Source organism: Agrobacterium sp. 22-210-1 (assembly GCF_053522525.1).
The window spans coordinates 146,387-165,042 of sequence record NZ_JBNWCI010000005.1 but is presented as its reverse complement, the minus strand read 5'-3'; the positions used below and the strand labels follow the sequence as shown (position 1 = coordinate 165,042).

Here is an 18,656-nt window from a genome sequence, read left to right as displayed (position 1 = left end):
ATCCGGAGAGGGCAAGAAGGGCTGCTGCGGGTAGGACTAAAACAGGAGAAAATAAGATGAAAAAGGCTGTTGCCGTAACTTTTGCCGCATTGACGATGGGCCTCGGTGGGGCTGCATCCGCACTGGCTGCCGACCTTGCGAGATACGAATCCGCTCCGCAGGAGCAGGACGACCGCAACGGCGTCAAGATCGGTTATCTGAGCTGCGATATCGGCGGTGGTGTCGGTTATGTTCTCGGTTCCGCCAAGGAACTGGACTGCACCTTCCAGTCCACGATGGGCGCACGCCGCACCGACCATTACACCGGCGCCATCCGCAAGATGGGCGTTGACCTCGGCTTCACCACGCAGGGCCGTCTGGTCTGGGCCGTTTTCGCTCCGACCGCCGGTTACCACCGTGGTTCGCTCGGCGGCCTTTATCAGGGCGCAACGGCTGAAGTCACCGTTGGTCTCGGCGTTGGCACCAACATCCTCGTTGGCGGCACCTCCGGTTCCATCCAGCTGCAGACGGTCAGCGTGACGGGTCAGGTTGGTCTCAACCTTGCTGCCACCGGCACCTCGGTTACGCTGACGGCCATGAACTGATCGGCGAAGCGCCCGGTGCTTTGACCGGGCATTCTGTCGCATGTCAAAAAACGCCCTCTTCGTTGTCAGACGGGGAGGGCGTTGTATTATCCGGGGCATGATTTCCATATTCAGACATATTGCGGCAGCGACCGTATTTTCCCTCGTCGCGGTGAGCGCCTTTGCCGAAGGCGATGCGGCTCATGGGGAAAAAGTTTTCAGCCGCTGTTCCACCTGTCACAGTGCCGATACGCCGCGCACCCGCATGGGTCCGCATCTGATGGGTGTGGTCGGCAGGCCGATGGCTTCCGTGGCCGATTACGGCCATTATTCGCAGGCGCTAAAGGATGCCGGCGCGGCTGGCCGGGTCTGGACGGAAGACGAACTGCAGAAATTCATTGCCAGCCCGAAGAAGGCGATCCCGGGAAATGCGATGCGTTTTTTCGGGCTGTGGAGCGAAACAGATATAACGGACCTGATCGCCTATCTGAAAACGCATCCCCTGCCACAATAATCGTCAGAGCGGCGCTTCCGCGACGATCTCTTCCGCCTCTTCAAAGCTCATCGCCATAACCTTCGCGCCGATCTCGAAGCCGAAGCCATTGCGGGCGAAGGCGGAAAACTCCTTGCCCTTGCGCTTCTCGTCGAGTTCGACACGGCGAAACGGCCCGAAGGCGCGCTTGCGCGCGAAGATGACGGCGGCGACCAGATCGTTGGTCTCCTGCAACGCGGCCGTTGCCGTTTCCCGTGCTATGCCCTTGATCTGAAGTTTCTGCGCCAGCCCACGTTTCGATTTGCCGCTGCGCTGGCCGCTCCGCACAGCAATTTCCGCATAGGCCGTATCATCAAGCGCCTTGATGCCATAAGCGAATGTCACGGTAAATTCGCCGAGTGCCTTCACCTGCGCCGGGCTGATCTCCTGGAATTTTTCCCGCGCCTTGCGCATGATGGCGTCGCGCAGCTGCTTTTCCGTCATCATCCGCTGTTCCAGCCGGTAAAGGGCGGAATTGCGCGCCCAGGACAGCATGCGGCTGGTGGGTTCAACGGCCGGCGCTTCGCCGTCGAACTCCATGTCATCAGTCAGGAAGGGGCTGGAATCGTCACTCATGCCGCATTTATAACGCGGCAAAGCCGTCTTGCCAGTTCCTTCGCGGTCTGAATTTTACGGTTTCAGCGTCTCAGGGTGTCTGCGCACCGGTTGCGGCCACATATACCGAATAGAGCGATTTCGTTGCGGTGATGAACAGCCGGTTCTTTTTCGGGCCGCCAAAGGTGAGGTTTGCAACCGTCTGCGGCACCTTGATCTTGCCGATGAGCGTGCCATCAGGCGCAAAGCAGTGAACGCCATCACCGGCGCTGGTCCACAGATTGCCGGACGTATCCAGGCGGAAGCCGTCCGGAAGGCCATTGTCGAGGTTGCAGAATTCCCGGCCGTTGGCGAGCTTCGCGCCGTCCACCACGTCGAAGACGCGGATATGACGCGGGCGGGTGACATCATGGCTGTAGGAACTGTCGGCAACGTAGAGCTTCGTTTCATCGGGCGAAAAAGCAAGACCGTTCGGCTGCATGAAGTCGTCGATAGCGACCGTTACCTCTCCTGTTGCGGGATCGAGCCGGTAGACATTGCGCGTCTTCTGTTCCGGCTCGGCCTTGTATCCCTCATAGTCGGAGAGGATGCCGTAAGTGGGGTCGGTGAACCAGATGCTGCCATCGGATTTCACCACCACATCGTTGGGTGAATTGAGCCGCTTGCCGCCAAAGCTGTCAGCGAGAACGGTGATCGAGCCGTCGACCTCGGTACGGGTAACGCGGCGGCCGCCATGTTCGCAGGAAACCAGTCGTCCCTGCCGGTCGCGCGTGTTGCCATTGGTGAAGTTGGAGGGATGGCGGAACACCGAGACACCGCCATCCGGCACCCAGCGCAGCATGCGCTGATTGGGAATGTCGCTAAACAGCAGGCAGTTCAAATCGGCAAACCATACCGGCCCTTCGGCCCAGCGGCAGCCGGAATAAAGCTCTTCCAGCTCGGCATTACCGACGATCAGATGGCGGAAGCGGTCATCGTGGATTTCGTAAGGGGAGGCGTTGTCTGTGGTCATGAGCGTGGTCCGCTTGTGGGCTTGTTGTTTGGGGTCAGCGCGTGGCCTTGGGGCCACTTGCCAGAAGAATGACTGATATGATGATGAGGCCGGTGAGGATGAGGCGGATGCCGGCGCCGAAACCATAGGTGTTCAGCATCGAAACCACCAGGAACATGAAGAGCGAGGCGCCCCAGATGCCGGGAACGTTGGAGTCACCACCCGCCACCGCCGTGCCGCCGATGACGACGACGGCAATCGACATCAGCAGATATTCGGATCCCATGTTGAGCGCCGCCCCGCCGGAAAAACTGGCAAGCAGATAACCGGCAATCGCCGCCAGCACCGCGCAGAGGACATAGGTGACGAAACGGGTGCCATCCACCGGAATGCCGGTCATGCGGGCGGCAAAGGTGCTTTGGCCGATAGCGGAAATCCAGCGGCCGTAAAACGAACGGTCGAGCAGCAGCCATGCGATAACCGAGAGGAGAAGCGCCACGAGTGCGACGTTCGGAATGCCGAAAGAGCTGGAGATGGCGAAAGTCGCCAATGTTTCCGGCGGCTTGATGCGCAGGCCGCGATTTGACCAGATGGCGATGGATTGCACGATGAAGCTCATCGACAGCGTCGCGATGATCGGCGGGATGCGCAGAAGCTTGATCAGCGCATAATTGCCGATGCCAATGGTGATGCCAATCAGGATGGCGATCAGCAGTCCCGGCAGGATGAGACCGTCGGACACATCCATGAATTTCAGCGCCAGCGTGCCTGATAGCGTCATTGTTGCGGGAACGCAGAGGTCGATATTGCCCGGCCCGAGCGTGATGACGAACATCTGGCCAATGCCGACGATGACGGAAAAGGCCGCGAAAGTGAGCGCCGCATGCGACAGCCCGAAGGAACTTGCGCCGCCGGTGAAGAGCACGGTGACGATCCACACGGCAGCCGTTGCGGCGAACGACCAGATCCATGGTTTTTTCGAGAGGGATGACAGTCCGTTCATTGGTTTTTCTCCCGCTTTTCAAGACGGTTGAGCAGGATGCGCAGCGCCAGCACGATGATCAGGATCGCGCCTTGCGCACCGATCTGCCAGTCCGGCGAAATGCGCATGAAGGACAGGAAAGAGCCGGCAAGCGTCAGCGTCAGCGCGCCGATGACAGCGCCGACGGGTGAAACCCTTCCGCCGACGAATTCGCCGCCGCCCAGAATGACACCGGCAATCGACAGCAGCGTGTAACGCAGGGCGATATTGGCGTCGGCCGCGGTCGTCAGTCCGACAAGGGCGATGCCCGACAGCACCGCGAAGAAACCGGCGAGCGCAAAGGTGGCGGCGCGGATGCCGACCACCGACCAGCCGGAACGCTCGACGGAGCGGAAATTGCCGCCGACACCGCGCATCAGCACACCGAAAGAGGAGCGCATGACGATGTAATGGGCAACGACCGCGATCAGGATGCTGGCGACGATGGCGATCGGCACCAGCGGCGGTTTGGCTGTCATCAGCGCCCGGATGAAGGCGGGCGCCTGGCCGCCGGGAGAGGGCAGGATGAGCACGGCCAAACCGCCCCAGACGAAACTCATGCCGAGTGTGACGACGATTGAGGGCAGGGCGCGGATATGGATGATGGCCCCGAGTGCGGCATAAACCGCAATCGCGCCGGCAAAGATCGCAATGCCGAGAAGCGGTGTCGTCTGCAGGAAGGTGGCGGTGACACAGGCGCAGAAACTGACGAAGGTGCCCATCGACAGGTCGAGATCGTTGACCGACATGATCAGCATCTGGGCAATGGTGGCAAGTGCGATAGGCACTGCCAGATTGAACAGCAGGTTCATGCCGTTATAGCTCATGGCGCGCGGTTGCATGTAGAAGACGGCGGCGAGCAGGAAGGCAAGCGAGGCGGCGGGAATGATGAGGCGAAGGGCGCTGGCGGAGAGTTTCATGCGTGGTCTTCTCCGGCAAAGGAAGCGGCCAGCACATTCTGCTCGGTGATGTCATCGCCGACGAGTTCCGCCTGAATGGCGCCGTCGCGGAAGACATAGACCCGGTCACAAAGGCGGATTTCGTCCATTTCGGTGGAGTACCAGATGAAGGTGCGGCCATGAGAGGCTTCGGTTCTCAAGATGTCATAGACCTCCTGTTTGGTGCCGATATCGACGCCACGCATCGGGTCGTCCATCAAAACGGTGCTGGCGGTGGTGGCAAGCGCGCGGGCGAAAAGCACTTTCTGCTGGTTGCCGCCGGAGAGGGATAGGATCTTGTTACCCATATCAGGCGTGCGGATTTCGATGCGCTGTTTCCACTGTGCGCCAAGTTCCGTTTCCCTGGTCCGGTCCACCATGCCTGCCGATGAAATATCCCTGAGCGAGGCGATGGAAAGGTTCTTCAGGATGCTCCAGAGCGGGAAGGTGCCGTTCAGACTGCGGTCGCCCGCCACGAAGGCGATATCGGTCTTTCGCGAAGGCAGCCAGCTGCTGTTCTGCGCGAGATAAAGATCGAGCAATGCTTCGGTCTGGCCATGGCCGCCGAGGCCGGCAAGGCCGATGATCTCGCCGCGAAAGGCCTCGAAGGCGAGGCCTTCACCGCGCCGCGCCGGCATGGAGAGCACCTTTTCGCCTGCCTTGCGGCCTTCTCCCTGCCGCCTGTCCTGTTCCTTGACGACGCTGCCCATGGCTTCGACCAGCGAGCGGGTGGTAAATTCCGCAGCCTTCCGGTCGGCCACCACCCGGCCGTCCTTCATCACCACGATACGAGTGGCGGTGGAGAGAATTTCGCCGAGAATATGCGAGATCAGCAGCACCGAGCCGCCCTCGCGCACGAAACGGCGGACATACTCCATCAGCTGCTCTGCAAGGCCGGCATCTAGCGAAGACGTCGGTTCATCGAGGATCACCAGTCTCGGCGCCTGCGGAATGCGGCAGAAATTGATGGCGATTTCCACCATCTGCCGTTCGGCGATGGATAGTTCGGAAATCGTCAGTTCACAATCGATGCCATGGCCGGGAAATATCTCGTCCAGGGTCTGCCGGATCGTCGTCAGTGCCCGGCTGCGCCAGTTCCGGCCGCCGATTGCGGCATGCATGATGCGGACGTTTTCGCTGATCGTGAGGTTCGGGCAGAGCGACAGCTCCTGAAACACACAGCGCACGCCACTGGCACGGGCGGCCGCGATACCGTGGCGGTTCTGGTCGCCTCGATAAGAAATGGAACCCTCATGCGGTGTCAGCCCGCCATTGATAACGTTGACGATGGTGGATTTTCCCGCGCCGTTATGGCCGACGAGCCCGAGGCATTCCCCGGCACGGATGATGAGATCGGCCCCGTCCAGCGCCTTGACCGCGCCGAACACGACCTTCACGCCGCGCGCGGCGACGACCTCTTCCGCCTCGATGATGTCATTCATGAGCAATTACGCCAGTGATCTGAAAATCGGATAAAAGTGTTGGCTGCTGCGGCGTCCGTTTCCGGAGCGCCGCAGATATCGGTTGTGAACCGGCCCGCTTATTTGGCGGCGATGGCCTTCTGCGCATCCGCCTGCGAATATTCCACATTCGCCACGCCACCCTTCTGGGTCGTCTTCAGGTTTTCCTCAAGATTACCCTGATCGATACGCAGGAAGGGAACGGTCAGATCCTTCTTCACATCCTTGCCGTCGAGGATCTGCTGCGCCACCCAGAAAGCCAGCGTCGAGACGCCGGGGGCGATGGAGACGGACATGGTCTCGTAACCGCTCGCATCCTTCTGCTGTTTCCACCATTGCAGTTCGTCTTCGCGGTTGCCCATCACGATGGTTGGCGTCGGGCGCTTGGCGGCGGCGAAAGCCTGTGCGGCACCGTAACCGTCACCGCCCTGCGTCACCACGGCGGCAACTTCGGGAAGGCTTGGCAGGATGCCGGCAACGGCGCGCTGTGCCACATCCTGCGCCCAGTCGCCATTGACCGAACCGACAATCTTGAACTGCGGGTTCTTGGCGACACCGGCGGCAATGCCGGCATGGATTTCATCATCCACCGAAACGCCTGCAAGACCGCGGATTTCGAGCAGATTGCCGCCCTTCGGCATGGCCTTGGCGAGATAGTCGATCTGGCTTTCGCCCATGGCCTTGAAATCCACGGCGATGCGCCATGCGCAGGGTTCGGTGACGATGCCGTCAAACGAGACCACGATAATGCCGGCGTCGCAGGCTTCCTTCACAGCGCCGTTAAGGGCGGTGGGGGAGGCGGCGTTGATGACGATGGCGTCATAACCCTGCAGAATGAGATTCTGGATTTGCGCCGCCTGTTCGGTCGCCTGGTTTTCGGCGGTTGTGAAGGCGTCGGCGCTCGCGACCTGCTTGTCGGCGACAGCCTGCTTGGTGATCTTGTCCCAGCTGGTCAGCATTGCCTGACGCCAGGAATTGCCTGCGTAATTGTTCGAAAGCGCGATTTTTTTCGCCGACGTATCGGCATGAGCGGTGATCGGCAAGGCTGCGCACGCGACAGCGGCCGACGCCAGAAGCATCTTCCTGAAAGCCATTGATTTTCCTCCCTGGTGGCTTGCCCTTTCGGGTCCGGAACCCTCACCCGCCGCAAATCTCCTCGGCAGCAGACGAAATCCCGTTGCACTGGAGCTCCGTTCCCCAGTACAAGCGAGAATGACCAAGAAGATTTGGCTTGTACAGGCGGATCACGGCAATCTTCCTGCGGGTTTCCGCAGAAAGCATGCGGGAACCCGCAGGACGAACCGGCCTTGCCCGGCGCAGAATGGATGATGCGGCGTTCCGAAGGGTCATCTCAGCCGCAATGGTCGAAGGCAGGCGCTTGGGAGGGTGCCCGCACATGCTGGATACGCCGAAAAGCGCTCTGTTTCACCACTATATGGGCATTTCGCGGTTGCTCGCCGGGCAGCTCGAATTCAACGCCATCATTCAGGCGGTCGCCACCGAGATCAGCCATATTATCCCGCATGATCATATGGATGTGTGCATCAAGCAGCTGGATGACAAATACCATATTGCCTATGAGAGCGGTCTCGTCAGCGCCTGGAGCCGGCAGCCGCCGGCCCTGTTGACCGGCAGCCCGATCCGTTCCCTTCTCTCCGGTGCGGTCGAATATCTTTTGAGCGGCGATGCCTGCGCCGATCCGCGCTTTCACTTCGAAGGTTCGTTTTCGAGCCCGATCATCGAACTTGGCCTGCACAGCCGCCTGCATGTGCCGATGAAGGTGCATGGCGATATCATCGGCGCGCTCAGCTGTTCGTCACACCAGTCGGACGCCTATGGGGCGGAGGATGTAGCCAATGCCCGCGCGGTTGCGGATTTGCTGGCGCCCTATTTCTACGCCATCCGCGCCGCCGAGCAGGCCAAGCGTTCCGCCATCGAGGAGGCGCGCGCCAATGCTCGCGAAGAGGGCCTGCGGCTGGGCGCCCTGCAATTGACCGAGGCGCTGGAGGCCGAACGGCAGCGCATCGGCATGGATCTGCATGACCAGACGCTGGCGGATCTCACACGGCTGGCGCGGCGCATCGAACGTATGAGCCATGCCTCCGATGTTTCGGGCGAGATGCTGGAGCCGGTGGTGCGCAGCCTGCAGCATTGCATGCAGGACCTGCGTGAAATCATCGAGGAGGCAAAACCCTCCATCCTGCAATTGTTCGGCGTCGTGCAGGCGATCGAGACCTATGTGGACCGCTCCGTCCGTGACAGCGGATATGCGATTGAATGGTCGGTAACCGATGAGACCGACGGGCTGGTGGAAACGCTCGACAAGACGGTGGCCATCTCGCTGTTCCGCATCGTGCAGGAGGCGGTCAACAATGCCATTCGCCACGCCCAACCGGAAGCCATTGCCGTGACGCTTTCGTCCGTCGATGGCGGGTTGCGGGTGACGGTGAGCGATGACGGCAGCGGCGGCGGTGAAGGCGGAGCCTCCGGCGGTCTCGGCATCGGCAACATGAAGACGCGGGCGCGGCTGATTTCGGCGCGGTTCGATATTGGCGGCAACGGTGCGGGAGCCGGAACCCGAATTACTGTAACGCTGCCGGAAAGCGCTTTCGACCGGCGGGAGGATGTGTGACATGGACGTGCTGATCGTCGAGGACGATGCGCTGCACCGCGCCTATCTGAACGAGGCCGTGCGTGCCGCCCTGCCGGAATGCGACAAGGTATTGGAGGCGGCCAACGGCAGAACCGGTGAAAAGCTCGCGCGGGAAAACCGGGCCGCCCATATTGTCATGGATTTGCAGATGAACGAGCGCAACGGCATCGAGGCGGCGCGCACCATCTGGAAGGAAAGGCCGGATACACGCATCCTGTTCTGGTCCAACTATTCCGACGAGGCCTATGTGCGCGGCGTCTCCCGCATCGTGCCGGAAGGGGCTGCCTATGGCTACGTGCTGAAATCGGCCTCCGACGATCGGTTACGGCTGGCGCTCCGCAGCATCTTCATCGAGGCGCAATGCGTGATCGACCGGGAAGTGCGCGGCCTGCAGGAAAAGAGCCTCGGCAAGGCGCATGGCTTTACCGATTCCGAATATGAAATCCTTGTCGATGTCGCACTCGGCCTCACCGATAAGGCGATTGCGCGCCGCCGCAACCTGTCGCTGCGCAGCGTGCAGAACCGGCTGCAAAGCCTCTATGAAAAGCTGAACGTGCATCAGGCGCCGGGTGATGATGATGCGGAAGGCCGGTATAATCTTCGAACCCGCGCCGTCACGGTGGCTTTCCTGCGCAAGCTTTTGAATTACAGTGCGTTGGAAAGGGCCGAGCGGGAACTGGCGGAATGGGCGGGGAGCCGCTGAGCCTTACGGCAGGAAGGCAAGCAGCCGTCTTTCATCCGCCCTGAGGCCGGAAACGGGCTTTGCGCCGACTTTCAAAATGCGGCCAAGCTTTTTCTGTGCCTTTTCTTCCGTCGCAATCTCGAGAACGGCAGGGTGCACATAACTCTTGCGGCAGATGGCGGGTGTATTGGAAAGCTCCGTCGCTGCCGCCTGACACATGCCCTTTATGCTTGGTTTTTCACCTGACGCCACATGCTCCATCGCATCGCAGAAGGCCGCCAATGTTCCGCCCCAGGTACGGAACGTCTTGGCGGAAATTCCGGCGCCGCCGGTGCGGGAGAGGTAAGCGTTGAGATCGCTGGAATCGACTGAATGCACCCGGTTTTCGCTATCCTGCCAGACGAAGAGTTCCTTTCCGGGCAGATCGGCGATTTCCTCAAGTATCTTCTGAAGCCGGGGGTGGCGCAACTGGCGCTTCACCTTCTGCCCGCCCTTGGCGGCAAAGCGCAATTCGATGGTCTCACCAAAGGAGACGTGGCGTTTGAGCAAGGTGGTCGCGCCATAGGTGCCGTTGGTTTCGAGATAGGAACGGTTGCCGACGCGCAGATAGGCGGCATCCAGCAGCAGCGTGAGCGCGGCCAGCGTCATCTCCGGCCCGTGATCCTGTTTCTCGATATCGGCAATGGCCCGGCGACGAATGGCGGGCAGCGCCTTGCCGAAGCTTTTGAGCTGGAAGAATTTCGTCTCACCCCGCAGGGCGTGCCAGTCAGGATGATAGCGATATTGTTTTCGCCCACGGGCATCGAAGCCGGTTGCCTGTAGATGCCCGGTGGGATCAATGCAGATCCACACGTCTTTATAGGCGGGTGGCACGCCGAGCGCTTTGATGCGCTTCAGTTCTACGCTGTCGGACAGTAATTCTCCGCCCGGCAGACGGTAACAGAAACCGCGTCCGCGTTTCTCGCGGGTAATCCCCGGCTCCTGATCGTTGACATAGGCAAGTCCGATTTTGGCAAGAAGGCGGGTGGGCGGTTGTGGCATGGTTTTTTCCGGCAGGTTTCACGCTGCGGCAAACGAAAAACAGGCCGCCTTCGTTCCGGCGGCCTGTCGTTCCAGTCGTGAGTTTTCTCAGCCGGCCTTGGCGATCCGCAGAATCTGCGATTCGCCGCCGCCGCGCTCTTCGGTCACGGCATAGATCGCGCCATCCGGACCGACCTTCACGTCGCGGATGCGCGCTTCCAGCGGCAGTCGGCTTTCGGTCGCGACCCTGTCTCCATCGATATGCAGGATGACAAGACCCTGGCTCACCAGACCACCGACAATGAAGGCGCCCTTCCATTCGGGAATCTGGTCGCCGTCATAATAGGTCATGCCGGAAGGGCCGATAACGGGGTCCCAATAATAGACCGGCTGTTCCATGCCTTCCTTGGCGGTAACGCCTTCGCCAACCGACCGGCCGCTATATTCGACGCCATAGGTAATCACCGGCCAGCCGTAATTCAGGCCCGCTTTCGGCATGTTGAGCTCATCGCCGCCCTTCGGGCCGTGTTCCACGGTCCAGAGCCTGCCCTCTCCATCCAGCGCTGCGGCCTGCAGGTTGCGGTGACCATAGCTCCAGATTTCCGGCAGGGCGTTCTGCTGACCGGCGAAGGGGTTACCCTCAAAAGCCTTGCCTTCGGCATCAATGCGGAAGACCTTGCCAAGACCACTCGACAGATCCTGGGCCTGCACGCGTGGTGTTGCATCCGAACGTTCGCCGACGGTGACGTAAAGCTCTTTGTCAGGTCCGAAGACGAGGCGGGAGCCGAAATGCTTGTCGCCGTCATAGGTGGGCATCTGGCGGAAAATCACCGAGACATCTTCCAGTTTTGCCGCACCGCGATCTTCGGCCAGCTTGGCCGAAGCGACGGAGGTGCCGTTGCCGCCATCACGTGGTTCGGAGAAGGAAAAGAAGATTTTACGCGATGTCTCGAAATCGGGAGCCAGCGCGATGTCGAGAAGACCACCCTGTCCGGCGGATGCCACCTCGGGCACACCCGCGATCGCCGGGCCGGCCTTGCCATCAGCGACGATATGCATGGCGCCTTCCTTGGCGGCGACGATCATGCGGCCGTCGGGAAGGAATTCCATCGACCAGAGATGCGGAAGACCCTCGGCGACGACGGTTTTTTCAATGTCCGGCTGGGCAGCTGCCTGCGGCGCGCGCGTCTGGCCCTCGAAAGCCGGCTTCTGATCCGGCGCATTTGGCCGTTTCGTTTCGGCAGCCGGAGCGGTCTGTGCATGGGCGGCGCCGGCGAACGGCACGGCAAGCAGCGCACATAAGATCGTCGAACTCAGAAATCGGTTGTTATGGAACATGGGTCTCCCTTCCTTCGTTTACGTCAGGCAGAGAACCATTTGGGGAGGATTTCGTTTCCTGCGAGAGTTTCAAGAAAACTTGATGAGGTCGTGTACTGTCGCACGCCCCTTTTCTCATCCATGTGAATTCGTAAGGAACCGCAAGCGCGCCATCACGTTTTCCCTCTGGTTAAAGGAGGGTGCCATGCAGATCATTGATAACAGGACCATAGACGGGAACAGACCGAAGCCGATCCTGAATGTTGCGGAATTCTGCCGCCGTTACCGGCTGGATAAGGCCGAAGAGACCCGGCTGAGAAAACTCTTCGGCGAGTTCGCTTCGCGGCACGAGCTGCTGATGAATGCGCAGCGTAAGCCGAGTTTCCGCTGATCATTCCTCCGGGTCGGTCGATTTCCCGAAGATCATGAAGACATCATAACGGGTATTCTTGCCCATTATCTGATGGGAGGGCTTGCGAATGCCTGGCATCGGCTCAGCCCGCAGCGGCCATTTCAGAACCACCCGCTTCGTTGCATGTTCGAGCGCCACCTCCATCAGCTCTACCTGATCGGGATCAGAACCCACCAGTTCTCTCAGCACCCGCATTTCTTTTTTCACCAGCGCCGTGTTGTGGCGCGGCGGATGCATGGGGTCGACGATGACCACTTCGGGTGAAAGTTCTTGCAACAACTCGCGTGAATCGCCTTGCAGCAGCGTCATGCGCGCTGCCGCCTCGGCATAGGCGCCGCCTGCCTCCAATGCGCGGCGAATACCGTCCGCGAGATGGGCGTGCATGCCCGGTGAGCGTTCAATGAGGGTAACCTCCGCTCCGAGCGACGCAAGCAGGAACGCATCTCGCCCCAGCCCCGCCGTGGCATCGACGATTTTTGGCGTGCGGCCCTTCGTAAAACCGGCGGCTTTGGGCAGGGCCTGTCCACGCCCTTCGCCGGAGCGGAAACGGTGCCCGACCGCACCGCCGACAAAATCCACCACGAAGCTTTCGTCTTGTTCTTTCATCGCAGGCCTTAGAACGGGCAGGGTACGGTATAAGTGACGTCTCGGCCATCGGGATGGCGAAAGCCCACTTCTTGCGCATGCAGCATCAGGCGCGGCGCGGCCGCGAGCGCCTCGCCCTCGGCATAAAATTCATCGCCGAGGATCGGATGGCCGAGCGCCTTCATATGCACCCGCAATTGGTGGGTGCGGCCGGTGAGGGGCGTGAGTTCCAGCCGTGTTGCCGGAAGCGGCAATCGCTCCAACACCCGCCATAGGCTTTGCGACGGCTTGCCATTTTCATGGTCCACGCGATGGCGTGGCTTGTTGTCAGGATCGATCGCCAGCGGCAGGTCCACCTCGCCCGCTTCATCCGCGACCGTGCCCCAGACGACGGCCACATAGGATTTACGCGTCTCACGGTTCTCGAACTGGGCGGCGATGGCGGCATGGGCCTTGCGGTTCAGCGACATCAGCACGATGCCTGATGTGTCCTTGTCCAGCCGGTTGATCATCAGCGCTTTCGGAAACTGTTTCTGCACCCGCGTCATCAGGCTGTCGGAGAGCGCCGGGTCGCGCCCGGGCACGGATAGAAGCCCGCTCGGTTTGTCCAAAACCAGCAGATCGTCATCCCGGTGCACGATGGTGAGCCAGGGCTCGAGCGGCGGATTATAGATGGGGTTGGAAAGCTCAGATGACATGGCGCTTCCTTAGCACGAATCTCGCATTCGGACAGGCGTGCTAGTCGGGAATGTGGAGATTGACGCGCCCGCTGGTCAGGTCGCTTAAAAGTCGGGTCAGGCGTTCAGCCTCCTCGGCCGGAACGGAAAGCAGCATGTCCGCACCGGTGCCGGTAAAATCCTCCCTCTCCAACCGCAGGTTCTGCGTGGCGGAAAGGCGGGATTTTACCAGCGCCAGATCGGAGAAGGGGCAGCTCAGCGTGGCGCTGACATAGGCAATGACGGGCGAGGTTTCACCAAGGCGAAGGCAGGCTGCCGCCGTGCCGCCATAAGCGCGCATCAGGCCGCCGCTGCCGAGCAGGATGCCGCCAAACCAGCGGATGACGAGAACGGCGATATTATCCAGCTGTTGGCCGTCAATGGCCTGAAGGATCGGTTTGCCGGCCGTACCCGAGGGTTCGCCGTCATCGCTGAAACGATAGGTCTGACCGCAGCGCCACGCCCAGCAATTGTGGTTGGCATCGAGATCCGAATGCGCCACGAGGAAGCTTTTTGCGTCCTCCTCGCCGGTTATCGGCGCGGCAAAGGCGATAAAGCGGCTTTTCTTGATATCCTGCGAAAAGGTGACGGCGCGGTCGAGCGTGAACATGGGCGTTCAATATCGCATATATTCGCATCCGGAAATCGGTATAAGGCTTCAAAGGCGAAGATGGTGATGGAGAGGGTTTTGGCAAAGGCGAGGCGGGTCGCGATTGTCGGCGGCGGACCGGCGGGATTGATGGCGGCCGAAATGCTCTCGGTCCCAGGCAATACTGTGACGGTGTTCGAGGCGATGCCAACCGTGGCGCGCAAATTGCTGATGGCTGGAAAATCCGGACTCAACATCACCCATGCCGAAGACTACGACAGTTTCCGCCATCGTTTTGGCGATGCCGAACCGCGGCTGCGCGCCGCCCTCGACGATTTCACGCCTGACATGCTGCGCGACTGGGCGCATGGGCTGGGGCAGGAGACCTTTGTCGGCACATCGGGCCGGGTGTTCCCCAAGGCCATGAAAGCCTCGCCGCTGCTGCGCGCCTGGCTCGCCCGATTGGAAGCACAAGGTGTTTCCATCAGGACACGGCATCGCTGGACAGGCTTTTCCGGCGATCAACTGGTTTTTGAGACGCCGGCAGGCGCGGTTGAAGCTAAGGCCGATGCCGTGCTTCTGGCAATGGGTGGCGCAAGCTGGCCGCGTCTGGGGTCCGATGCCGCATGGGTTCCGGCGCTTACGGCCAAAGGCGTGGAGTTTTCTCCGTTCCGTCCCGCCAATTGTGGTTTCGACGTCGAATGGAGTGATGTCTTTCGCGCGCGTTTCGCCGGTGAAGCGGTGAAATCCACCATCACCATTTCCCCGGCCGGAGCCTTTCAGGGCGAATTCGTAATCACGAAACATGGCATTGAGGGCAGCGTGGTTTATGCCCATTCCGCTGCGTTGCGCGACCGGCTGGAACTTACGGGCAAGGCCTCGCTCACCGTTGATCTTGCCCCGGGACGCACGGTGGAACGCCTCAGCCGGGATCTGGCGAAGCTTGGACGGAAGGAGAGTTTTGCGAACCGCATGCGCAAGGCCGCCGGCCTTTCCGCCGTCAAGGTCGGACTGCTGCGGGAAATCTTCCCCGACATAGCGGCCGTGCCGGATGATTTCGTCGCAGCGAGGATGAAACATGCGGAAATACCGCTTCTGAGGCCGAGGCCGATCGCCGAGGCAATTTCATCGGCAGGTGGTATCGCGTGGAGCGGTTTCGATGAAAACTACATGCTGAAAAAACTCCCCGGCATATTCGCTGCCGGGGAAATGCTGGACTGGGAAGCGCCGACCGGCGGTTATCTGCTGACTGCCTGTTTCGCCACCGGTAAGGCGGCGGCGAACGGAATGGCCAAATGGCTTGAAGGCTAACCTAACAGGCGTTCAGCGGCCCCAGCTTCCTCACTATGCGCGGTCCTGACGAGGCAGCGCATGATGGCATCCGTGGTAACTGAGCCAAGCACCTTGCCGTTTTCCCCCACGACCACAGCGTTGCCGACATTTTCCCGCACGAGTGCGCGCAGGCCTTCTTCAACGGTCATATCCGCATCGAGTTGAAGCCGCGACTGGCCGGAAAATTCTGGCTGGACAATGGCGCCGAGACGGATGACCCTGCCGCGATTGACCTCTTCCACGAAGGCTTCGATATAGCTGTCGGCCGGCGACATGACGATCTCGGCCGCCGTACCCTGCTGAATGATCTCGCCGTCGCGTAAGATGGCGATCTTGTCGCCCAGCCGCAGCGCTTCATCCAGATCGTGGGTGATGAAGACCACGGTCTTTTTCAACTCCTTCTGCAACTCCAAAAGCACCGTCTGCATATCGACACGGATGAGCGGATCGAGCGCCGAATAGGCTTCGTCCATCAACAGGATTTCGGCATTGTTGGTCAGTGCCCGGGCGAGACCCACACGCTGCTGCATGCCGCCGGAAAGCTGGTTCGGATAATGGCTGGAGAAGCCCTCCAGCCCTACGCGCCGGATCCAGACTTCGGCCCTTTCCTCCCGCTCGCGCTTGTCGATGCCCTGCACCTCAAGGCCGTAGACGACATTTTGCAGCACGTTGCGATGTGGCAGCAGCCCGAATTTCTGGAACACCATCGCCGTCTTGTGGCGGCGGAATTCCAGAAGGTCGGCTTCGCTGAGGCGACAGACATCGGTGCCGCCATAGAGGATTTCGCCGGCGGTCGGGTCGATCAGCCGGTTGACGTGGCGGATCAGCGTCGATTTTCCGGAACCGGAAAGGCCCATGATGACGGTGATCTGCCCGCCCGGCATGGTGATGTTGATATCCCGCAGGCCGAGCACATGGCCATGTTTGGCGTTGAGTTCCGTCTTGGACATGCCGGCTTTGACGGGTTCGACAAAATCTGCCGCCTTGGAGCCAAAAATCTTGTAGAGGCTGCGAATTTCGATCGATTGACTAGCCATGCGCCACTTCCCGGTGTTTTTGCAGGCGAAGGCCATAGGCCTGGCTGATGCGGTCGAAGATGATGGCGATGCCGACAATGGCAAGCCCGTTGAACACGCCGAGCGTGAAATACTGGTTGGCGATGGCCTTCAGCACCGGCTGACCAAGGCCTTGCACGCCGATCATGGAGGCGATGACGACCATGGCAAGCGCCATCATGATGGTCTGGTTGATGCCGGCCATGATGGTGGGCAGCGCCAGCGGCAGCTGCACCTTGAAGAGCTTCTGGCGCTTCGAAGAACCGAAGGCATCGGCAGCTTCCAGCACGTCACGGTCGACCATGCGGATGCCGAGATTGGTGAGCCGGATCATCGGCGGAATGGCGTAGATGACGACGGCGATGACGCCGGGCACGCGGCCGATGCCGAGCAGCATGACGACGGGAATGAGATAGACGAAACTCGGCATCGTCTGCATCACGTCGAGAACGGGATTGACCACGCTCTGCAGGCGGTTGGAGCGCGCCATGGCGATGCCGATCGGCAGGCCGATGACGATGGACAGCACGGCGCAGACGAAGATCATCGAAATCGTCTTCATCGTATCCTCCCACATGCCGAACCAGCCGATGGCGAAGAGAATGCCGCAACAGAGGGCAACAATGGTGGCGCTGCGGCTGGCGAGCCAGGCGAGCACGGCGACAATAAGAATAACGACCGGCCAGGGCGCGCCGATCAAAAGCCTTTCCGCCCAGATGAGAAAGCTCTGAAGGGGTGTGAACAGCCCCTCTATTGCGCTGCCATAGGTTCGGGTAAACGCCCGGAACCCTTCATCGATGACTTTCTTCAGCGCACGCAGGGCATCGTCATTCATGGCCGGAAATTTGAAAAGCCATTCCATATCCTGTTCTCCATGACGAACCGGAGGCGGGGATCGATATCCGCTGCGCTCCGGGAGTAAAATCGCCAGAGCGCCGCCGCGTCTTCGGTGACGCCAGGCGGGACGCTCTATTCCTGTTGAACCGGCGCATCGTGCTTTTTTGAGAACCGGCTGGTTTTCGGGCATCGATGCGGCTCGGCGCCGCCTCTGGCGGACGCCGGTTGCCGGGCAGATATGCCGGGCCGACCTTAAAGGGCGGCCTTGACCTTTTGTGCGACTTCAGGAGACACCCAGCCCGTCCAGAGCGCTTCGTTTTCCTTCAGGAATTGTTTGGCACCATCTTCGCCGGTCGCCTGATTGTCTGTCATCCAGGCAATCAGCTTGTTGACGGTGTCGTTGGTCCAGGCGCGCTTGTTCAGATAGTCCATGGCCGGGCCGGCACGGTCGGCAAAGGTCTTGCTCACCAGCGTCTGCACGTCGTCGATCGGCCACGCGTTCGGCTTCGGATCGGCGCAATCGGCAACCGATGTACAGCGCTTCCATTCAGCCGCATCATATTCGGTGCCGAAGCCGAGCTTTACCATCTCATATTTGCCGAGCAGCGAGGTGGGCGCCCAGTAATAACCGACCCACGGCTGCTTTGCCTCGTAAGCCTTGGCGACGGAGCCGTCGAGACCCGCTGCAGAACCGGTATCGACGAGGGTGAAGCCGGCTTTTTCACCACCGAACGCCTTGAACAATTGCGCGGTGACGACCGTGCCACCCCAGCCCTGCGGGCCGTTAAAGACGGCGCCCTTCGCCTTGTCCTCAGGGGAGGGGAAGAGTTCGGGGTGCTTGAAGAGGTCGGGAATGGTCTTGAGATCGGGATTTGCGTCGGCGACATATTTCGGAATCCACCAGCCCTGAACGGCGCCATCCGACAGGATCTTGGCGGCCGTGACGACTTTGCCGCCTTCCAGCCCCTGTTTGACGATTTCCGGCTGCAGGCTGACCCAGGCTTCGGGAGCGATGTCCGGCTGGCCCTTTTCGGCCATGGAGGTCAATGTCGGTACGGTGTCGCCGGTGACGATTTCGGCGGAACATCCATAGCCGTTTTCAAGAATGAATTTGTCGAGATTGGCGGCGACTTCGGCGGATTGCCAATTCATGCTGGCAATGGTCACGTTTCCGCAGTCGGCGGCGAAGGCTGTGCCGCCTGAAAAGGCGAAGCCGGCGGACAAGATTGTGGCACCCAAAAGTATTTTCATTGTTGTTCCCTCTGGTCGCGGTGTGGCGAAGACCCGGGTGCGGACGGCACCGCGACCGTCAGCGCCCGTATTGAGCGTTAATAATTCCCTTGTTGCCATTCCGTTTGCGGCAATTTCTGGCGTATTGAGGATGGCAATTGTCAATCA

Annotated in this window: 20 protein-coding genes; 6 read left to right on the top strand and 14 right to left on the bottom strand. The window is 60.5% G+C overall.

Features of this window, described 5'->3' with window-relative positions; translation table 11 throughout:
• Positions 1-56 precede the first annotated feature (56 nt).
• Positions 57-584 carry a DUF992 domain-containing protein gene (locus tag ACQZ5F_RS24635; protein ID WP_046801646.1) on the top strand — a complete coding sequence of 176 codons (528 nt, stop codon included), beginning with the start codon at positions 57-59 and terminating at the stop codon, positions 582-584.
• Between the two features lie 97 nt (positions 585-681).
• Positions 682-1,077: a c-type cytochrome gene (locus ACQZ5F_RS24630; protein ID WP_046801647.1), complete on the top strand. Its 396-nt coding sequence runs from the start codon at positions 682-684 to the stop codon at positions 1,075-1,077.
• 3 nt (positions 1,078-1,080) lie between these two features.
• Here the strand turns inward: ACQZ5F_RS24630 and recX are convergent, their stop codons facing one another.
• From recX to ACQZ5F_RS24600, 6 genes are all read right to left on the bottom strand, one after another.
• A complete protein-coding gene (gene recX / locus ACQZ5F_RS24625) occupies positions 1,081-1,671 on the bottom strand; it encodes a recombination regulator RecX (RefSeq protein ID WP_225338018.1) in 591 nt (196 codons plus the stop codon).
• 70 nt (positions 1,672-1,741) lie between these two features.
• Positions 1,742-2,662 carry an SMP-30/gluconolactonase/LRE family protein gene (locus ACQZ5F_RS24620; RefSeq protein WP_225338019.1) on the bottom strand — a complete coding sequence of 307 codons (921 nt, stop codon included), beginning with the start codon at positions 2,660-2,662 and terminating at the stop codon, positions 1,742-1,744.
• A gap of 34 nt (positions 2,663-2,696) precedes the next feature.
• The gene (locus tag ACQZ5F_RS24615) at positions 2,697-3,644 is read right to left on the bottom strand and encodes an ABC transporter permease (protein WP_225338020.1); all 948 of its coding nucleotides are present in this window, start codon (positions 3,642-3,644) and stop codon (positions 2,697-2,699) included.
• Positions 3,641-4,582, bottom strand: coding sequence for an ABC transporter permease (locus ACQZ5F_RS24610; RefSeq protein ID WP_046801651.1), 942 nt, complete (start codon positions 4,580-4,582; stop codon positions 3,641-3,643). The genes ACQZ5F_RS24615 and ACQZ5F_RS24610 overlap by 4 nt, the downstream gene beginning before the upstream one ends.
• On the bottom strand, positions 4,579-6,042 hold the full coding sequence (locus ACQZ5F_RS24605) for an ATP-binding cassette domain-containing protein (RefSeq protein ID WP_225338021.1): 1,464 nt from the start codon (positions 6,040-6,042) through the stop codon (positions 4,579-4,581). The genes ACQZ5F_RS24610 and ACQZ5F_RS24605 overlap by 4 nt, the downstream gene beginning before the upstream one ends.
• 98 nt (positions 6,043-6,140) lie before the next feature.
• A complete protein-coding gene (locus tag ACQZ5F_RS24600) occupies positions 6,141-7,154 on the bottom strand; it encodes an ABC transporter substrate-binding protein (protein ID WP_052819908.1) in 1,014 nt (337 codons plus the stop codon).
• A 302-nt stretch (positions 7,155-7,456) separates the two neighbouring features.
• Here ACQZ5F_RS24600 and ACQZ5F_RS24595 point away from each other — a divergent pair, with 302 nt between their 5' ends.
• Together ACQZ5F_RS24595 and ACQZ5F_RS24590 are read left to right on the top strand one after the other, a co-directional pair.
• Positions 7,457-8,692 (top strand): GAF domain-containing sensor histidine kinase, encoded by a 1,236-nt coding sequence (locus tag ACQZ5F_RS24595; RefSeq protein ID WP_225338022.1) that lies wholly within the window; start codon positions 7,457-7,459, stop codon positions 8,690-8,692.
• Position 8,693: 1 nt separating this feature from the next.
• Positions 8,694-9,416: a response regulator transcription factor gene (locus tag ACQZ5F_RS24590; RefSeq protein ID WP_010973515.1), complete on the top strand. Its 723-nt coding sequence runs from the start codon at positions 8,694-8,696 to the stop codon at positions 9,414-9,416.
• Positions 9,417-9,419: 3 nt separating this feature from the next.
• Here ACQZ5F_RS24590 and ACQZ5F_RS24585 read toward each other — a convergent pair whose 3' ends face one another.
• Positions 9,420-10,436 carry a DNA topoisomerase IB gene (locus ACQZ5F_RS24585; RefSeq protein WP_225338023.1) on the bottom strand — a complete coding sequence of 339 codons (1,017 nt, stop codon included), beginning with the start codon at positions 10,434-10,436 and terminating at the stop codon, positions 9,420-9,422.
• 87 nt (positions 10,437-10,523) lie between these two features.
• Complete coding sequence (locus ACQZ5F_RS24580; protein ID WP_225338024.1) at positions 10,524-11,753, bottom strand: PQQ-dependent sugar dehydrogenase; 1,230 nt, start codon at positions 11,751-11,753, stop codon at positions 10,524-10,526.
• A gap of 184 nt (positions 11,754-11,937) precedes the next feature.
• Between ACQZ5F_RS24580 and ACQZ5F_RS24575 the strand changes: the two genes are divergently transcribed.
• The gene (locus ACQZ5F_RS24575; RefSeq protein WP_046801657.1) at positions 11,938-12,123 is read left to right on the top strand and encodes a hypothetical protein; all 186 of its coding nucleotides are present in this window, start codon (positions 11,938-11,940) and stop codon (positions 12,121-12,123) included.
• On the opposite strand, the gene ACQZ5F_RS24570 is transcribed toward ACQZ5F_RS24575, so the two are convergent.
• From ACQZ5F_RS24570 to ACQZ5F_RS24560, 3 genes are read right to left on the bottom strand one after another with little or no spacing between them, the layout of a single operon-like run.
• Entirely contained in the window at positions 12,124-12,750 is a 627-nt protein-coding gene (locus ACQZ5F_RS24570) for a class I SAM-dependent methyltransferase (protein ID WP_448731123.1), read from the bottom strand.
• 8 nt (positions 12,751-12,758) lie between these two features.
• A complete protein-coding gene (locus ACQZ5F_RS24565; RefSeq protein WP_052819919.1) occupies positions 12,759-13,427 on the bottom strand; it encodes a pseudouridine synthase in 669 nt (222 codons plus the stop codon).
• A 40-nt stretch (positions 13,428-13,467) separates the two neighbouring features.
• Positions 13,468-14,055 carry an IMPACT family protein gene (locus tag ACQZ5F_RS24560; RefSeq protein WP_448731124.1) on the bottom strand — a complete coding sequence of 196 codons (588 nt, stop codon included), beginning with the start codon at positions 14,053-14,055 and terminating at the stop codon, positions 13,468-13,470.
• Between the two features lie 66 nt (positions 14,056-14,121).
• On the opposite strand from ACQZ5F_RS24560, the gene ACQZ5F_RS24555 reads away from it, so the two are divergent.
• Positions 14,122-15,345, top strand: coding sequence for a TIGR03862 family flavoprotein (locus ACQZ5F_RS24555; protein ID WP_448731125.1), 1,224 nt, complete (start codon positions 14,122-14,124; stop codon positions 15,343-15,345).
• Here the strand turns inward: ACQZ5F_RS24555 and ACQZ5F_RS24550 are convergent.
• The 3 genes from ACQZ5F_RS24550 to ACQZ5F_RS24540 form a co-directional block, all read right to left on the bottom strand.
• The gene (locus tag ACQZ5F_RS24550) at positions 15,342-16,403 is read right to left on the bottom strand and encodes a quaternary amine ABC transporter ATP-binding protein (protein WP_052819923.1); all 1,062 of its coding nucleotides are present in this window, start codon (positions 16,401-16,403) and stop codon (positions 15,342-15,344) included. The genes ACQZ5F_RS24555 and ACQZ5F_RS24550 overlap by 4 nt on opposite strands.
• Positions 16,396-17,283, bottom strand: a complete 888-nt coding sequence (locus ACQZ5F_RS24545; RefSeq protein ID WP_046801662.1) for an ABC transporter permease — start codon at positions 17,281-17,283, stop codon at positions 16,396-16,398. Before ACQZ5F_RS24545 ends, ACQZ5F_RS24550 begins: the two co-directional genes overlap by 8 nt.
• 227 nt (positions 17,284-17,510) lie before the next feature.
• Entirely contained in the window at positions 17,511-18,509 is a 999-nt protein-coding gene (locus ACQZ5F_RS24540; RefSeq protein ID WP_046801663.1) for an ABC transporter substrate-binding protein, read from the bottom strand.
• Positions 18,510-18,656 lie beyond the last annotated feature (147 nt).

What these genes read in the sequence shown, in the direction of transcription:
- ACQZ5F_RS24635 (WP_046801646.1), top strand. Translation starts at nt 57, where the DNA reads ATGAAAAAGGCTGTTGCCGTAACTTTTGCCGCATTGACGATGGGCCTC.
- ACQZ5F_RS24630 (WP_046801647.1), top strand. Translation starts at nt 682, where the DNA reads ATGATTTCCATATTCAGACATATTGCGGCAGCGACCGTATTTTCCCTC.
- recX (WP_225338018.1), bottom strand. Translation starts at nt 1,671, where the DNA reads ATGAGTGACGATTCCAGCCCCTTCCTGACTGATGACATGGAGTTCGAC.
- ACQZ5F_RS24620 (WP_225338019.1), bottom strand. Translation starts at nt 2,662, where the DNA reads ATGACCACAGACAACGCCTCCCCTTACGAAATCCACGATGACCGCTTC.
- ACQZ5F_RS24615 (WP_225338020.1), bottom strand. Translation starts at nt 3,644, where the DNA reads ATGAACGGACTGTCATCCCTCTCGAAAAAACCATGGATCTGGTCGTTC.
- ACQZ5F_RS24610 (WP_046801651.1), bottom strand. Translation starts at nt 4,582, where the DNA reads ATGAAACTCTCCGCCAGCGCCCTTCGCCTCATCATTCCCGCCGCCTCG.
- ACQZ5F_RS24605 (WP_225338021.1), bottom strand. Translation starts at nt 6,042, where the DNA reads ATGAATGACATCATCGAGGCGGAAGAGGTCGTCGCCGCGCGCGGCGTG.
- ACQZ5F_RS24600 (WP_052819908.1), bottom strand. Translation starts at nt 7,154, where the DNA reads ATGGCTTTCAGGAAGATGCTTCTGGCGTCGGCCGCTGTCGCGTGCGCA.
- ACQZ5F_RS24595 (WP_225338022.1), top strand. Translation starts at nt 7,457, where the DNA reads ATGCTGGATACGCCGAAAAGCGCTCTGTTTCACCACTATATGGGCATT.
- ACQZ5F_RS24590 (WP_010973515.1), top strand. Translation starts at nt 8,694, where the DNA reads ATGGACGTGCTGATCGTCGAGGACGATGCGCTGCACCGCGCCTATCTG.
- ACQZ5F_RS24585 (WP_225338023.1), bottom strand. Translation starts at nt 10,436, where the DNA reads ATGCCACAACCGCCCACCCGCCTTCTTGCCAAAATCGGACTTGCCTAT.
- ACQZ5F_RS24580 (WP_225338024.1), bottom strand. Translation starts at nt 11,753, where the DNA reads ATGTTCCATAACAACCGATTTCTGAGTTCGACGATCTTATGTGCGCTG.
- ACQZ5F_RS24575 (WP_046801657.1), top strand. Translation starts at nt 11,938, where the DNA reads ATGCAGATCATTGATAACAGGACCATAGACGGGAACAGACCGAAGCCG.
- ACQZ5F_RS24570 (WP_448731123.1), bottom strand. Translation starts at nt 12,750, where the DNA reads ATGAAAGAACAAGACGAAAGCTTCGTGGTGGATTTTGTCGGCGGTGCG.
- ACQZ5F_RS24565 (WP_052819919.1), bottom strand. Translation starts at nt 13,427, where the DNA reads ATGTCATCTGAGCTTTCCAACCCCATCTATAATCCGCCGCTCGAGCCC.
- ACQZ5F_RS24560 (WP_448731124.1), bottom strand. Translation starts at nt 14,055, where the DNA reads ATGTTCACGCTCGACCGCGCCGTCACCTTTTCGCAGGATATCAAGAAA.
- ACQZ5F_RS24555 (WP_448731125.1), top strand. Translation starts at nt 14,122, where the DNA reads ATGGAGAGGGTTTTGGCAAAGGCGAGGCGGGTCGCGATTGTCGGCGGC.
- ACQZ5F_RS24550 (WP_052819923.1), bottom strand. Translation starts at nt 16,403, where the DNA reads ATGGCTAGTCAATCGATCGAAATTCGCAGCCTCTACAAGATTTTTGGC.
- ACQZ5F_RS24545 (WP_046801662.1), bottom strand. Translation starts at nt 17,283, where the DNA reads ATGGAATGGCTTTTCAAATTTCCGGCCATGAATGACGATGCCCTGCGT.
- ACQZ5F_RS24540 (WP_046801663.1), bottom strand. Translation starts at nt 18,509, where the DNA reads ATGAAAATACTTTTGGGTGCCACAATCTTGTCCGCCGGCTTCGCCTTT.